General features: G+C 36.2%; 14 protein-coding genes. 13 read left to right on the forward strand and 1 reads right to left on the reverse strand.

The genetic code is table 11. The features are described from left to right. From ACPYKA_RS10270 to ACPYKA_RS10310, 9 genes are all read left to right on the forward strand, one after another. A partial coding sequence (locus ACPYKA_RS10270) for a GMC oxidoreductase (protein WP_479542207.1) occupies positions 1 to 1,230 on the forward strand: 1,230 nt, incomplete at its 5' end. 18 nt (positions 1,231 to 1,248) lie between these two features. Continuing rightward, on the forward strand, positions 1,249 to 1,434 hold the full coding sequence (tatA, locus tag ACPYKA_RS10275; RefSeq protein ID WP_479542208.1) for a twin-arginine translocase TatA/TatE family subunit: 186 nt from the start codon (positions 1,249 to 1,251) through the stop codon (positions 1,432 to 1,434). A gap of 416 nt (positions 1,435 to 1,850) precedes the next feature. After that, on the forward strand, positions 1,851 to 3,047 hold the full coding sequence (locus ACPYKA_RS10280; protein WP_479542209.1) for a quaternary amine ABC transporter ATP-binding protein: 1,197 nt from the start codon (positions 1,851 to 1,853) through the stop codon (positions 3,045 to 3,047). Continuing rightward, positions 3,040 to 3,894 (forward strand): ABC transporter permease, encoded by an 855-nt coding sequence (locus ACPYKA_RS10285; RefSeq protein WP_479542210.1) that lies wholly within the window; start codon positions 3,040 to 3,042, stop codon positions 3,892 to 3,894. Before ACPYKA_RS10280 ends, ACPYKA_RS10285 begins: the two co-directional genes overlap by 8 nt. A 70-nt stretch (positions 3,895 to 3,964) precedes the next feature. After that, entirely contained in the window at positions 3,965 to 4,897 is a 933-nt protein-coding gene (locus ACPYKA_RS10290; protein ID WP_479542211.1) for a glycine betaine ABC transporter substrate-binding protein, read from the forward strand. A gap of 74 nt (positions 4,898 to 4,971) precedes the next feature. Beyond that, positions 4,972 to 5,907 carry a glycine betaine ABC transporter substrate-binding protein gene (locus ACPYKA_RS10295; RefSeq protein ID WP_479542212.1) on the forward strand — a complete coding sequence of 312 codons (936 nt, stop codon included), beginning with the start codon at positions 4,972 to 4,974 and terminating at the stop codon, positions 5,905 to 5,907. Between the two features lie 153 nt (positions 5,908 to 6,060). Then, positions 6,061 to 7,797 (forward strand): LytS/YhcK type 5TM receptor domain-containing protein, encoded by a 1,737-nt coding sequence (locus ACPYKA_RS10300; protein WP_479542213.1) that lies wholly within the window; start codon positions 6,061 to 6,063, stop codon positions 7,795 to 7,797. A gap of 3 nt (positions 7,798 to 7,800) precedes the next feature. Next, complete coding sequence (locus tag ACPYKA_RS10305; RefSeq protein ID WP_479542214.1) at positions 7,801 to 8,529, forward strand: LytR/AlgR family response regulator transcription factor; 729 nt, start codon at positions 7,801 to 7,803, stop codon at positions 8,527 to 8,529. Positions 8,530 to 8,696: 167 nt separating this feature from the next. Then, the gene (locus tag ACPYKA_RS10310) at positions 8,697 to 10,136 is read left to right on the forward strand and encodes a carbon starvation CstA family protein (RefSeq protein ID WP_479542215.1); all 1,440 of its coding nucleotides are present in this window, start codon (positions 8,697 to 8,699) and stop codon (positions 10,134 to 10,136) included. Between the two features lie 77 nt (positions 10,137 to 10,213). On the opposite strand, the gene ACPYKA_RS10315 is transcribed toward ACPYKA_RS10310, so the two are convergent. After that, positions 10,214 to 11,434 carry a dicarboxylate/amino acid:cation symporter gene (locus ACPYKA_RS10315; protein ID WP_479542216.1) on the reverse strand — a complete coding sequence of 407 codons (1,221 nt, stop codon included), beginning with the start codon at positions 11,432 to 11,434 and terminating at the stop codon, positions 10,214 to 10,216. 128 nt (positions 11,435 to 11,562) lie between these two features. On the opposite strand from ACPYKA_RS10315, the gene pdaA reads away from it, so the two are divergent. From pdaA to ACPYKA_RS10335, 4 genes are all read left to right on the forward strand, one after another. Then, positions 11,563 to 12,348, forward strand: a complete 786-nt coding sequence (pdaA, locus tag ACPYKA_RS10320) for a delta-lactam-biosynthetic de-N-acetylase (protein ID WP_479542217.1) — start codon at positions 11,563 to 11,565, stop codon at positions 12,346 to 12,348. Between the two features lie 14 nt (positions 12,349 to 12,362). After that, entirely contained in the window at positions 12,363 to 12,572 is a 210-nt protein-coding gene (locus ACPYKA_RS10325) for a hypothetical protein (protein WP_479542218.1), read from the forward strand. A gap of 159 nt (positions 12,573 to 12,731) precedes the next feature. Then, on the forward strand, positions 12,732 to 14,312 hold the full coding sequence (gene mbcS / locus ACPYKA_RS10330) for an acyl-CoA synthetase MbcS (protein ID WP_479542219.1): 1,581 nt from the start codon (positions 12,732 to 12,734) through the stop codon (positions 14,310 to 14,312). Positions 14,313 to 14,835: 523 nt separating this feature from the next. Continuing rightward, positions 14,836 to 15,947 (forward strand): IS3 family transposase gene (locus ACPYKA_RS10335; RefSeq protein ID WP_479542220.1). Its coding sequence is split into 2 segments (ribosomal slippage): positions 14,836 to 15,085 and positions 15,085 to 15,947, totalling 1,113 coding nucleotides; the frame shifts between segments, so codons are not numbered across the junction. Positions 15,948 to 16,397 lie beyond the last annotated feature (450 nt).

The following is a 16,397-nucleotide window of genomic DNA, read 5'->3' on the forward strand; positions in this document are numbered from 1 at the left end:
CCACCGATGAAAGAATCACCAAATATTCGTTTGTTTAAAGAGGCTGCCAAGAAATTAGGTTACCATCCGTTTCAAGTTCCTTCAGCTAATATGTCGCAAAATTACGAAAATCCGGATGGAGAAAAAATCAATCAATGTATGTATTGTGCATTTTGTTCACAATATGGATGTGATTTTGGAGCAAAAGCAGATCCAATAGTAACAGTCATACCGACAGCTCAAAAGACAGGGAATTTTGAGTTGAGAACAAATAGTTATGCCCGTCGAGTTATGCATAAAGGTGGAAAAGCTACCGGCGTATTGTATGTTGATACGGTGACAGGGAAGGAATATGAACAACCAGCTGATGTTGTCGTACTTGGCGCATTTACCTTCTCAAATAACCGGTTGTTATTGTTATCTGATATCGGCAAACCTTATGATCCAAAGACGAGAACAGGAGTAGTTGGAAGAAATTTTAATGGTCAATTTAATAGTGCTGCTCTAGGAGCAAGGGGTTATTTCGATGATAAAAAATTCAATCTCTATATGGGTGCTGGTGCATTAGGGGCAGTTTTTACTGATTTAACTGGCGATAATCTTGATCACACTGAGTTAGACTTTTTGCATGGCGGAGCAGTAGAAATAAGACAATATGGAGATGGGGCAATTGCGAGTAATAAAGTGCCAGATGGGACTCCTACTTGGGGACCTGATTTTAAAAAGAATTCTATTTATTATGCGCACAGAAATCTTAATGTTTGGTTTACACCAGCAATTATGCCGTGGTGGGATAATTATACGGATTTAGATCCAACCTATACCGATGGATTTAATGATCCCCTCTTGCGTGTTACTTACAGCTTAAAGGATCAAGATCGCAATATTGCACGATTTGGAATCAAAAAATGTAAAGAAGTTCTCGAAGAAATGGGAGCAGACATTATAGATGAAGATGAAGTACCGGAAGAATTTAACCACATATATTTTGGTGGACATTATGCCGGCGGTGTAATCATGGGGGATGATCCTGCAACCTCTGCAGTAAATAATTATTTACAAATGTGGGATATGGACAATCTGTTCGTAGTTGGAGCATCTGCTTTTCCACATTTTAGTAACCATCATCCAACGTTAACAATTGGAGCGTTAGCTTATCGAGCGGCAGAAGGGATCGAAAAATATTTGAAAAATGGCGGAGGTTCTTTAGCTAAAAATCATTCTGAGCAAGAGAACAGACGAATTGTTTAAGAAAAGGAGAGTGAAGCAATGGGAATAGCTAATATAGGGATTCCAAGTTTAATTCTTATCATCATATTAGCGTTAATTATTTTCGGACCAAAAAAATTACCAGAAATCGGAAAAGCAGCTGGGCAAACATTGCGTGAATTTAAAAATTCCGCTAATGATCTAATAAGTGATGGAGAACCAACAGATAAAAATGAGGATGAATAAAAATCAATAAAAAAACATCAAATAGCATTTTAGCTGTTTGGTGTTTTTTGTAAATAGCTGGAAGTATTTTATTAATAATATTCATATTTAGGTTTAGTTAACGCTGGATGAAATTCCCAAAAAGGAAAGTTTCGATTAAAGCATATGAATTACAAGCATAAACGAGTAATTTTAAGGAAAGGTTAGAAAAAAGACTCGATATCGTGTTAATTACTATTATCTACGTTTATTTCACGTCTTATCACATTTGTCATAAAAATAAAAAAACGTTAAGTTTATTAAAGCGACTATAATTAAGAGAATAAAAATGTAAGATTATAATAATGATTTTTTCGTTCCAATATATAGATATGTTACGAAAATGGCATTTTTATCGTTCTCTACAATTAGTCAAATCTAGTTAGAGGTGAAGATGTGTGCCAGTTATTGAAGTTAAGAACTTAACGAAAGTATTTGGGAGGAATACAAAAGAAGCGTTATCACAGTTAGAACAAGGACATTCGAAAGAGAAAATATTAAATGAAACAGGTTGTACGGTTGCAGTAAATAAAGCTACATTTTCCGTAAAACAAGGTGAGTTCTTCGTTATTATGGGCTTATCAGGAAGTGGTAAGTCTACCCTCATCAGACTTATTAATCGATTGATTGAACCTACTGAAGGAAATATTTTCATTGATGGCAAAGATATATCCAATCTTGATAAACAAGCTTTACGACAAGTTCGACGCGAAAAATTAAGTATGGTATTTCAACGCTTTGCATTGTTTCCGCATCGTACCATTTTAGAAAATGCGGAGTTTGGTTTGGAAATTCAAAAAATGGATAAAACCGAGCGACGTAAAAAAGCTACAGAAGCATTACAACTAGTAGGACTAGGAGATTATCTCGATCAATATCCAGACCAACTATCTGGAGGTATGCAACAACGGGTTGGATTAGCACGTGCCTTAACAAATGATCCAGAAGTATTGTTAATGGACGAGGCTTTTTCAGCGTTAGACCCATTAATCAGAAAAGATATGCAGGATGAATTGATTGAATTACAAGCAAAAATGCAAAAAACAATAATTTTTATTACACATGACTTAGATGAAGCACTTCGTCTTGGCGATCGAATTGCATTGATGCGTGATGGTTCCATTGTTCAAATTGGAACTCCAGAAGAAATTCTCGTTAATCCAGCAAATGATTATGTTGAAAAATTTGTTGAAGATGTGGATCGTTCCAAAGTTCTAACTGCAAAACATGTAATGAAACGACCAGAAACAGTCAATATTGAAAGACATGGTCCACGGGTTGCTTTAGAGCGAATGAGGGCTGAAGGAATTTCTAGTATTCTAGTAATCGATAATAATCGACATCTAAAGGGATATGTAACAGCTGATGATGCTTTAGAAGCAAGGAAGAAGCAAATTAGTGATTTAAATGAGATTTTAAAAACAGATATTCAATCGGTGGATAAACATAAACCGATGAACGATATCTTTAATATGATCTATGATTCGCCCATCCCAATTGCAGTGGTGGAGGATAAACGATTAGTCGGAGTCCTCGTTCGAGGGGCAATTATAGCTGGTCTTGCGAGTGAAGGGGGAGTGAATGGAAATGATTAATACTGTGATTTCTTCCATTATCCCTGAAATCCCAATTGCGGATGGAACAGAATGGCTTACGAAAAAAATTACGAATACTTTTTCATTTTTATTTGATCCTATCAAAACTCATTTTGGTAACTTTATGGAATGGACAGCTGGACTGATAAATTCTGTCCCACCAGTTGTAATAATTATTATTGTTGCGATTATCGCATTTTTCTTGTCAGGAAAACGATTAGGTTTAACAGCTTTTTCCATTGTTGGTTTATGGCTCATTCTAAACCAAGGATATTGGACACATTTAATAGATACGTTTTCATTAGTGTTAATATCTAGTTTGTTGTCCGTTATCATAGGCGTACCTGTTGGGATTTTAATGTCGAAAAGTCAGGTTGCAGAAGCGATTATAAAACCAATACTAGACTTTATGCAGACAATGCCTGCTTTTGTTTATTTAATCCCTGCCGTTGCATTTTTCGGAATCGGAATGGTTCCTGGTGTATTTGCATCCTTGATTTTTGCAACTCCACCAACGGTAAGATTTACAAATCTAGGAATTAGGCAAGTGTCTGCGGAACTTGTAGAAGCATCGGAAGCTTTTGGTAGTACAGGTGCTCAAAAATTGTTCAAAGTTGAATTACCGATGGCGAAAGCGACTATTATGGCCGGTATTAACCAAACAGTAATGCTTGCACTTTCCATGGTTGTTATTGCTTCGATGATCGGAGCTCCTGGGCTAGGAAGAGAAGTTCTATCTGCTCTGCAACGTGCTCAAGTTGGAACAGGATTTGTCGCCGGAATTGGAATTGTAATATTAGCAATAATTATTGATAGATTTACACAAAGCATGAATAAGAAGAAGTAAAATTAGTTGGCACCTTTTCTTAATTAGAAAAGTTCCATATAAATTATAATTAAAGGGGAGTATTTATTTTATGTTTACAAGCCTTAAACGCTTAGGAATTATTTCAGGACTTTCAGCAACACTCTTATTAGCTGCATGCGGAGGTGGCGGTTCCGGCGATGAAGGAACAGATAATGAAGGCACTGATGGTACAGCTGACGGAGATGTGAAATATGGAGAAGAGATGAATTATCAAATTACAGGAATCGAACCTGGAGCAGGTGTTTTTAAAGCATCAGAAGACGCTGTAGAAGAATATGGCTTAGAAGGCTGGGAAGTTCAAGCTTCATCAAGTGGTGCAATGGCGACTGCTTTAGGAGAAGCTTATGATAAAGAAGAGCCGATCATTGTTACAGGTTGGTCACCACACTGGAAATTTGCTAAATATGATTTAAAATATTTAGACGATCCTAAAGGTGTGTTTGGTGACGCAGAGACGATTAATACGATGGTGCGCGAAGGACTAGAAGATGATATGCCTGAAGCTTACCAAGTGCTTGATAATTTTTACTGGTCTCCAGATGATCTTGAGAAAGTAATGTTAAAGATTTCTGATGGTGCTGATCCACGTGATGCTGCTCAGGAGTGGATTGAAGAAAATGAAGATACGGTTGCCGAATGGACAGAAGGTGTAGATAAAGTTGACGGAGATGAAATTGAATTAGTTTATGTTGAGTGGGATACTGAAATCGGTTCTACTAATATGATTGGATTAGTATTAGAAGATCTAGGATATAATGTAACAGTTACTCCACTTGATAATGCAGTAATGTGGGAAGCAGTAGCAACTGGTGAAGCAGACGCAATGGTTGCTGCATGGTTACCTGGAACACATGGTGATTTATTTGAACAATATCAAGATGAGTTAATTGATCTTGGTCCAAACTTAGAAGGAGCTAAGATAGGCTTAGTTGTACCTGAGTACATGGACATTGATTCAATTGAAGATTTAGATACAAAATAACATGATTAAACAGGGGCTATTAAATAGCCCCTTCTTTATTAAAACTTCAATATAAGGAGCGGTTTTTTAACGATATGAATTTCTCATTAAAAAAGGCATTACTTGCAATTGGAGTTACTGGAGCAATGTTTCTAGCAGCATGTTCGGGTAATGATGCAAACGATGAACAGAATGATGGAGCAACTAATGATACGCAGGCAGAAAACATTGGTGAACTGGTAGATTATACGATCATCGGTATTGAACCAGGTGCAGGAATCTCTGTTACAACGGAAAAAGCACTAGAAGAATATGAAAATTTAGCAGGCTGGTCAGTAGAGTTATCATCGACTGCGGCAATGATGGCAGAATTAGATAAAGCCATAGAGAATGAAGAACCGATTATTATTACCGGTTGGAACCCACATTGGATGTTTGCGAAATATCCAGACATGAAATATTTAGAAGATCCACAAAATATTTATGGTGGGGAAGAAGGAATTAATACTTTAGCAAGAATTGGACTCGAAGAAGATATGCCTGAAGCGTATAAATTAATTGATCAGTTCGAGTGGAATGTAGAAGATATGGAAGACATTATGTACGAGGCTGAAGAAACAGGAGAAGAAGTAGAAGACGTTGCAAAACGTTGGGTAGAAGAAAATGAAGATAAAGTCGCTGCCTGGACAGAAGGTGTTGAAGATGTAGATGGTGAAGAATTTGAACTTGTGTCAACTCCTTGGGATTCCGAACGTGCTTCTTCCGGAGTTTTGAAAGAAGTAATGGAACAAAAAGGCTTTAATGTAACCGTTACGCCAGTCGATGTAGCTATTGTATTTGAGTCTGTAGCAAACAGTGATGCAGATGCGACAGTTGCAGCTTGGCTACCACTAACACATAAAGAATTTTATGAAAAACATCAAGATGATATGGTTGACTTAGGACCAAATCTAATGGGAACAAGAATAGGGTTAACAGTTCCTGCATATATGGATATTGATTCCATTGAAGATTTAGAGCCGAAAAATTAAATAATAAAAACTAGTGTTTATAAAATATGGAGAAACCAGAAAATGGTTTCTCTTTTTTGTTAAATAGTAATAGTTATTAAAATTATGTATAATGAAAGCGATTCCTGTTTTTTTATACATTCATAACTTAAGAGACTCGGGAGAGGGAATGCAGTGATAAATTTATTGATTATCATGTTAGAGAGAGTCGGTATGATTGTTGCGGTTGCATTTATCCTTACTCGGCTGCAATTTTTTAAAAACTTAATAAATCATGATAAATTAGAAAAAAATCAAGTGATAACAGCTGTTTTATTTTTTGGACTATTTGGTATTATGGGAACGTACTTAGGCTTTGCATTAAATGTTTCTACATCTCAATTTAATAGTGTTTTACCTGGATTAGTTGAAGATGAAGCTATCGCTAATTCACGTGTAATCGGGGTAGTTATTGCGGGATTATTAGGTGGATATCGTGTAGGAATTGGGGTCGGCTTAATTGCAGGTCTACATCGAATGACCCTAGGTGGATTTACGGCATTTTCTTGTGGGTTTTCCACGATTTTAGCTGGTTTTATCGCTAGTGCATTTTATCGAAAAGGTAAAAACGTTAAACCATTATTTGCACTGGTAGTTGGGGCAGGAGCTGAAGCAATGCAAATGGGACTTATTTTACTTTTATCAAAACCATTCGCAAAAGCTTGGGCCTTAGTAGAGGTAATTGGAATTCCAATGATATTAGCTAATGGTATTGGTACAGCACTATTTATGTTGATTATCCATAATGTAGTCGGAGAAAGGGAAAAAGCATCGGCACTTCAAGCACAGAAAACGCTACGTATTGCAGACCAGACGCTCGGTTACCTGCAAAAGGGAATGAATAATTCAACAGCATTTGCGGTCTGTAATATTTTATATAAAGAATTGCATCCATCAGCTGTTGCGATGACGAATCAATCAAAAATACTAGCCCATGTGGGGATCGCGAGTGACCACCATCAAGTAAATTCACCGATAAGAACGATGGAAACAAAAACAGTATTAGCAACAGGTGAATTGGTAGTTATAAAAGATGGAAGTGTTCATTGTGATTTTCCCGAATGCCCATTAACTGCTGTTATTATTGCACCACTTAAGCATCGAGACGAAACGATTGGAACATTGAAAATTTATTATTCTTCTGCAAAGGCGATAAAAGATGTAAATATTGAATTGATTAATGGTCTTTCTGCTTTACTTAGTAATCAACTCGCAATTGCTGAGGCAGATCGTGCTCATCAATTGGCAAAAGAAGCAGAAATAAAAGCTTTACAAGCGCAAATTAATCCACATTTTTTATTTAATTCGATCAATATTATTATGTCTTTAATCCGGTCTAAGCCTGATCAGGCAAGAAAATTATTAAGGTCTCTATCTTATTTTTTAAGGCAAAACGTAACAGAATCCACCACTACGAAAATTTCACTTAAACAAGAGATTGCTCATGTAAAAGCATATTTAGAGATTATTGAAGCGAGGTTTATCGATAAGTTAATGGTGAAATATCAAATTAATGAGTCTTTATTAGATGAACAAATACCACCTTTTACGTTGCAACCTATCGTAGAAAACGCCATTAATCATGGACTAAATGATATGGAAGAAAACTGTATTTTACATTTAATTGTAGAAGATGCGGGGCAAGAAATTGTAATTATTGTAGAAGATAATGGAAAAGGAATTCCAGAAGCACAACTTAAATTACTTGGATTAAAACAAATACACTCAGATACTGGTACAGGAATAGGTTTATATAATGTCAATAGAAGATTAAAAATAATGTTCGGAGATCAAGCCGGCTTATCTATTAAAAGTGAAATGAATAAGGGAACGATAGTGACTTTTCGTATACCTAAATCGAGGGTGAAATAGAAAATGGATACAATTAATGTTTTAATAGTTGATGATGAAAGGTTTGCTCGTGAAGAATTAAGATTTTTATTAGAGGACATACATAGAGTAAAGATCGTTGGTGAAGCGGAAAGTGGAGAAAAAGCAGTTATACAAGCAATCCAATTACAACCGGATGTTGTATTTTTGGATATTGAAATGCCAAAAATGAATGGAATGGAAGTGGCCAAGGCATTAAAGGAATTAAAAAAGATTCCTCTAATTGTATTTGCTACCGCTTTTCCACAATTTGCTGCAGAGGCATTTCGTATCAATGCCGTGGATTATTTATTGAAACCATATGATAAGGAAGAAATAAACCAAGCAGTAGAACGGATTCAAAAAGAGTTATTCCAAGTAACAAATGTAGATGCTAATCCTGGACTGGGGAAACTTGCTGTTGAAAAAGATGGTGAGATAGATTATATTAGCATTGAAAAAATTTTGTATATGTATCCGGAAGGGAAGCAATCAAAAATCATTACAAAGGAAAATAAGTATGTCATTAAATCTTCATTAAAAGAACTTGAACAAAGATTAATGCCATATTCATTTTTTAGAATCCATAGAAGCTATCTAGTGAACTTATATTATGTAATTCGTTTAACTCCATGGTTTAATGGTGCATACCATATAGAGCTAGAAGGAGTAAAGGAGCAGTTACCGGTTAGCAGAAACTATGTAAAAGCATTGAGGGAGCGGCTTGAGATGTGAATTTTTCATTCTTTCATTCCCGCAAACTCACACGTAATTCTTTTATTACAACATGTTACGAATACTAGATACTCCTTATTCACAATTTCCTGTATACTTCTTCATATACGCTTTCATGTTGAAGTACGAAGAATGAAAGCGGCATCAAAATAGAGAGGAGTATGTAGATGATAACATTTTTCATATCAATTGTACTTTTAGTCGTAGCATATTTTACGTATGGTAAGTTTGTTGAAAAAGTATTTGGAACTGTCGAAGAAAGAAAAACGCCAGCGTATGCAAATAGCGACGGCGTTGATTATGTACCGATGAATAAACATAAAAACGCATTAATTCAATTATTAAACATTGCTGGAACGGGTCCAATTTTCGGGCCGATTATGGGAGCTCTATTTGGACCAGTCGCTTTTCTATGGATTGTTTTTGGAGCCATTTTTGCCGGAGCTGTCCATGATTATTTAACGGGGATGATTTCGATCCGAAATAAAGGGGCACATATCCCCGAATTGGCTGGTAAATTCTTAGGACAGTTTTCAAAACATATTGTAAATTTCTTTGCATTATTATTACTTCTTTTAGTTGGAACAGTTTTTGTGACAACACCGGCATCATTATTATCAATCGTACTAAATGGTAAAGTCGCATTAAGTATTCTTATTGTAATTATTTTCTTCTATTATTTCTTATCGACAGTGTTACCAATCGATAAGATTATTGGTAGACTGTATCCTTATTTTGGGGCGATATTGTTAATTGGTACTTTAGGTGTAGGGGGAGCATTAGTTTTATCAGATTATACCATTCCTGAATTGACGTTAACAAATATGCATCCTGATAAATTACCGATAATCCCAATCTTATTCTTTACAATTACTTGTGGAGCTTTATCTGGTTTCCATGCAACTCAATCACCAATCATTTCCAGAACAGTACAAAAAGAGTCTCAAGGACGTTATGTATTTTATGGAATGATGATTGCTGAAGCAATTATTGCGATGATTTGGGCAGCAGCTGCGATGAGTATGTTAGATGGACAAACTTTAAGTGAATTTATTACTACAGGGACACCTTCAGCCGTTGTAAATGAAGTATCCATTACATTGCTAGGGGCGATCGGTGGAACGATTGCTATTTTAGGAGCAATTGTACTACCAATAACATCTGGGGATACAGCATTCCGTGCTGCACGCTCCATTATCGCTGATTATCTGAAAATTAATCAGCAAAAATTAGCAAGACGTTTAATGATCGCAATTCCGCTATTTGCAATCTCTGCATTATTAACACAAATCGATTTTAATATTCTTTGGAGATATTTTTCTTGGGCGAACCAAGCAACTGCCGCGATTGCTCTATGGATAGGCACAATGTATTTATTCATAAAAGGAAAAAATTACTTTATTGCAGCCATCCCAGCAATTTTTATATCGTATATGGTATTTATATATATATTAAATGCGAAAATCGGCTTTAACTTGGATTTGACTGTATCGTTTATCGTCGGCGCTGTACTAACTGTTATTTTAACCGTTATGTTCTTCATAAAAGCGAAAAATAATAGGAAAAATGCGGTTGAAACGGATGTAGAAGTGGACACTGCAGCGTAAAAGCGTAAAGAAAAAGTGGAAGTTCGTTAGTCATTTTACGACATTACGGAATTCCACTTTTTTAATTGATTGTTATTTTATTTTTCAAAAGCGGTTCGATCAATTTCATTTTCTTCCGTACCAGCAACAGTAACGGCTCCAGCGGCGTCTCCTACGATATTTATGGTCGTACGGAACATATCTAAAATCCGATCAATTCCCGCAATTAAAGCAATACCTTCAAGCGGTAATCCAACTGCACCTAAAACCATAGCGAGCATAATCATACCCGCTCCCGGGACTCCCGCTGTTCCAATGGATGCAAGGATTGTCGTAATTACAACAGTAATAAGTTGCATAAATGTTAAATCAAGGCCATAAAATTGGGCTATAAAAATTACTGCTACTCCTTGATAAATTGCTGTTCCATCCATGTTAATCGTTGCACCTAGAGGGAGAACAAAACTGCTGATTTTATTTGATACACCTAAGTTTTCTTGTGTGTTTTTAATCGTTACTGGCAGAGTCCCCGCACTGCTAGCTGTACTAAATGCAACTACTGCAGCTGGTGCAATCCCTTTAAAAAATGTAAGCGGGTTCATGTTAGCAAATGTTTTTACTGATAATGAGTACACTACGATTGCATGGACTAGACAGGCTATTCCAACTGCAAGAATAATTTTTAACAGTGGAAGTAAAACAGAAGCGCCATATTGCCCAATAATAGGTGCTACAAGTCCTAAAACACCAATTGGGGCAAATCGCATGACAATTCCTGTGATCCAGAACATCACTTCAGCAAAACTGTCAAAAAAATTGAAGACGGGTTCGGCTTTTTTACCAATAACCGTAATCGCTAATCCAAGGAATATTGCAAAGAAAATAATCTGCAAAATATTCCCTTCTGTTAAAGCTGCAAATGGGTTTTCTGGTACGATATTCAAAAATGTTTGAATAACTCCTTCTGACTCATTTACTTCAACTTCAGTACTTGGGATATCAATTGAGAGACCTTTACCAGGATTAATGATAAATGCGAAACCAAGTCCAATGATGATAGCAATCGCTGTTGTAATTAAATAATAGCTAATAGTTTTTGTTCCTACACGTCCCAATGATTTTGGATCACCGATACTTGCAACTCCAATTACTAGTGTTGATAAAACGAGTGGTGCAATAATTAATTTAATGAGACGTAAAAATAAATCCCCTAAAGGTTTTAATATTTCAATTGATTCACCAAAAATTAACCCCAAAATGATAGCGATTACAAAAGCGATTAAAATTTGCGTCAGTAAATTTCCTTTTAATAATTTCACTTCTTCTCGCACTCCTTTCTACTAAATATATATGTGTATATGTCATTGTATATGTTTGACTTTAGCTTTTCAAATCCATTACATATTTTCTTTGTTTTAGTTGAAGATAAGCTAAAAGGAGTTTTTTTATGAAACGAAAATATGGATTAAGTTTCGCTATCGTCTTGATGCTATTTTTTATAATGCCAAATACTGTGCATGGGTATGGATGGGGATATAAGAAAAATTATGATAATAAATTGCCCGAGGTAGGTAAATTTGGGGAAGTTTTAAAAGAACATGATGCGATATATGCTGATTTAACTACTGATGATAAGGAAATTTATTTTACATTTGATAATGGATATGAGCAAGGGTATACCGAAGAAGTCCTTGAAGTGTTAAAGAAACATCAAGTACCTGCAACGTTTTTTGTTACAGGACATTATGTGAAAACGGAACCGGATTTAGTAAAACGAATGGTAGATGAAGGACATATTATTGGAAACCATTCATACAGCCATCCAGATTTTACGACGATGGCTAAAGAGGAAATGAAAAAGGAATTGGACAAGCTAGAAAAAGCTGTTGCCGACGTCTCCGAGCAAAAACAAACAGTGTATTTAAGACCACCAAGAGGTACATTTAATGAAAATACATTAAAATGGGCGACTGAATTTGGTTATGTTCATGTTTTTTGGTCACTGGCTTTTAAAGATTGGGAAACAAATAATCAAAAAGGGTGGAAATATTCCTATGATCAAATAATGACCCAAATACATCCTGGAGCAATTTTATTACTCCATACTGTATCAGAAGATAATGCCAAAGCATTAGACAAAGTAATTACTCAACTAAAGAAAGATGGATATACATTTAAAAGTTTGGATGATTTAATGAAAAAACAATTAGTACCAGAAGGCATCTCTTTGTAAAGAGATGTTTTTTGTTGGCAGATAGGAAACTTTCTATTCACTGGCTAAAAGTGCGACGTCCTTGGACGAATGACTCAACAAGTTGTGAATTGACTCGCCACACAGCTTGGATAGAAAGTCATTTTTCGCACGGTGTTGTTGAAAATGCACAAACAATTTTAGGTGAAGAACATACTGGACTAATGAATTTTTTCGAAAGACGGATTTGGATCAAAGGGATATAACAGTAGAAAAAGAATTTCCTAATTTTTTGACTAGAGTTGACTTTTAAAATCGGAAATTAGTTTAATATTCAGATTTCAAGCAGTTTTTTTGAAGTAGTGATTTCATTCATATATCTACTTTGCTATACTAATAAGAAAGATTAATTAGGAGATGGTAACATGAATCACGATGATTTAATTGCTCCAGATGACTACAATATCGTAATGGAAATTGAAAAACACGCGAAAAAAGATGGGAAAATTGCATTAAAATACATCGATGAAACAGACTTGAAAAAAGAAATTACATATGATCAATTAATTAAGAACGTAAATAAGACGGGAAATGCATTTTTGGAAAAAGGTTTACAAAAAGGCGATAAACTGCTAGTAATGGTTCCAAAAATCGTAGAAGCATATGAAGTTTATTTAGCGGCGTTAAAAACAGGGATCATTATTATTCCAAGTTCAGAAATGTTAACAACGGAAGATTTACAGTATCGTGTGACTCACGGAGAAGTTGATGGTGTTGTTAGCTACTATCCATTTACACCTGTTTATGAAGGGATAAAGGAATATAATGATTTAAAGAAATTTTCAATAGGAGAGCCGGTTGATGACTGGTTTTTCTTAGACGAATTAAAAGAAAATTCCTCAGATCATTTAGCATTAGAGAATCCAAGTAAAGATGATATCGCTTTGCTTCCATATACTTCAGGTACAACTGGAAATCCAAAAGGAGTTGTTCATACACACGGATGGGGATATGCACACCTTCGGACAGTTGCAGCAAATTGGTTAGGAATTTCAGAAGATGATAATGTATGGGCCACTGCAGCACCAGGTTGGCAAAAATGGGTATGGAGTCCGTTGTTAGCGGTTCTCGGTTCGGGTGCAACAGGGCTCATTTACAATGGTAGATTTAATCCAGAAAAATACTTAACTTTGTTACAAGATGAACAAATTAATGTTTTATGTTGTACGCCAACTGAATACCGGATGATGGCAAAATTTGAAAAGTTAACGTCATTTGATTTAAGCAATTTACATAGTGCAGTTTCGGCAGGGGAACCATTAAACCGGGAAGTGATTGAGGTTTTTCATAAGTATTTTGATATTGTCGTACGAGATGGTTATGGCCAAACCGAAAACACGCTGTTACTAGGAATAATGAAAGGAATGGAAGTAAAACCTGGATCTATGGGAAAACCGACTCCTGGTAATGAAGTCGAAATTGTAAATGATCTAGGTGAGCCGGTAAAAGCAGGAGAAATTGGTGATATTGCGCTTAAACGGAATAGTCCTGCATTATTTAAAAAATATTATAAAGATGACGAACGGACAAAATTGACAGTTCGCGGTGAGTTTTACATAACGGGAGACCGAGCCAAAAAAGACGAAGATGGCTATTTTTGGTTCGAGGGACGAGATGACGATATTATTGTTAGTTCAGGATATACAATTGGACCATTTGAAGTAGAAGATGTTTTAATAAAACATCCGGCTGTTCAGGAGTGCGCGGTAGTCGGAAGTCCAGATGAAATACGTGGTCAAATTGTGAAAGCATTTATCGTGTTACGTAAAGAAACGGAAGATAAGGACGCTCTTGTTAAGGAACTGCAAAACTACTCAAAAGCACATACAGCACCGTACAAATACCCAAGGGAAATAGAATTTATCGACAAACTTCCAAAAACATCATCAGGGAAAATTCGCCGTGTTGAACTGCGTGAATTGGAAATACAACAAAAAAGTAAATGATTTTGAGTAACCCTTGTGCGTTAATTGGCACAAGGGTTTTTAGGTGTTTCTATTAAAGATTTTATCACTTGAAGAAAAGGATTTGTGGCATAGCATCCAAAAACTGCGACATCATTTTGTTACTGATAGATAGTTGAAAGTTTACTTTATCGCGGCTACTAGACTGATATAGGGAATAGAGAAATTTCTAAGGAGTCGTTCAGCATAAATGCAGAGGAGCGGCTGATGATGCTTCTACTTCGACATGAGCAACTTTTACTCGACTCGAGCAACTCCACCCTCGACTTGAGCAACTCCAGCTCCGACTTGAGCAACTTCAACCTCAACTTGAGCAACTCCACCCCTGACTTGAGCAACCTCAACCCCAACTCGAGCAACTCCACCCCTGACTTGAGCAACCTCAACCCCAACTCGAGCAACTCCACCCCTGACTTGAGTAACCTCTGGACAGGTTACACTTAATTAGACAGATTTATTAAGGTCATATAAACTTGATTCAACATGTGTCGGAGGAGAATCAATTATGACGAAAAGAAAAAGAAGGACTTTCACCAAGGAATTTAAAGAACAAATCGTTCAACTTCATGCATCTGGTAAGCCTAGAGGTGAAATTATCAAAGAATACGAGCTGACGCCTTCTGCCTTTGATAAATGGGTTCGTCAACATAAAGCTTCTGGATCATTTGAAGAAAAGGATAATCGTACACCTGAACAAGAAGAGCTACTGAAACTTCGCAAAGAAAACCAAAGGCTAGCGATGGAAAATGATATTTTAAAGCAAGCCGCGCTGATAATGGGACGAAAGTAGATGTGATTCGAAACAACGCTCACAAATACTCGATATCAGCAATGTGCGACGTCCTGCAAATCCCTAGAAGTACGTACTATTATGAAGCGAAAGAACGTGATAACCAAGAAGAAGAACTTACGAAATTAGTTGTTAAAATATTCAAAGATAGCCGCAATATCTATGGTCAACGAAAAATAAAAGTAGAGTTACAGAAACTCGGTTGGCAAGTTTCACGTCGCCGCATTGGGCGAATTATGAAGGAGCAAGGACTTGTATCTAAATATACAGTAGCCCAATTCAAACCTGTAAAATCGACAGTAAACGAATCAGAAACTAAAAACGTACTAAACCGAGAATTCAATCAGGACAAGGAGTTAAAGGTTGTTGTTAGTGATTTAACTTATGTTCGTGTCGCTCAAAAATGGCATTACATTTGCTTTCTAACAGACTTATTTAACCGTGAAATCATCGGATATAGCGCAGGTCCACATAAGACTGCAGCTTTAGTTCAACGTGCCTTTGCGTCTGTCCCATACAATCTAAATCAGATTGAATTATTTCATACAGATAGAGGAAGTGAATTTAAGAATCAGCTTATCGATGATGCTCTGGAAGCTTTTGGCATCGAACGATCCTTGAGTGAAAAAGGCAGTCCTTATGACAACGCTGTCGCTGAAGCAATGTTTAAAACTATCAAAACAGAGTTTATTAATGGTACTGTTTTCCCTTGTCAACAAGCTCTTGATCTTGAACTATTTGATTACGTAAATTGGTTTAATAATATTAGAACTCATGAATCATTAAATTATTTAACACCTGCTGAATACAAGTTACTCAATTCTTAGTAAACCTTAAAATAATTGTTCAGTTTAGTGTTGACATTCCATGTTCGTATAAAAACTGAAAAAAATCAGACGGCTGTTGGTTACAGCTCCACGGAAATTTCACCCCTGCAAGTATTTCTTCCAGCCCTACTCATAGCTTGCGACGCTTCAAACGCTCGAACCATGACGGTAGGGGAGTATCATTATCCATACTGATGGGTCATCGCCAGTAATCCACCACGATTACATTAGATTTCTTGGTTATCGCTCGTTTCCATGGAAAGTCATGGCGCAAGAATCAGGTAGCTCGTCATCAGTAGAACGTATCTGATTTTTTGTTTATACTGCATGGCGTTTTCTTCCACGCTTTCTTTGTCAAAGAACAAATATATGATTAGTGAAAGGGAAAACCTAACCATTATTTCATCAAACCTTGAAAGCTAATACAGATTGCATAAGCTTCGCTCATAA

This window comes from Pseudogracilibacillus amylolyticus (SeqCode), assembly GCF_051918545.1.
Taxonomy (GTDB): domain Bacteria; phylum Bacillota; class Bacilli; order Bacillales; family Amphibacillaceae; genus Pseudogracilibacillus.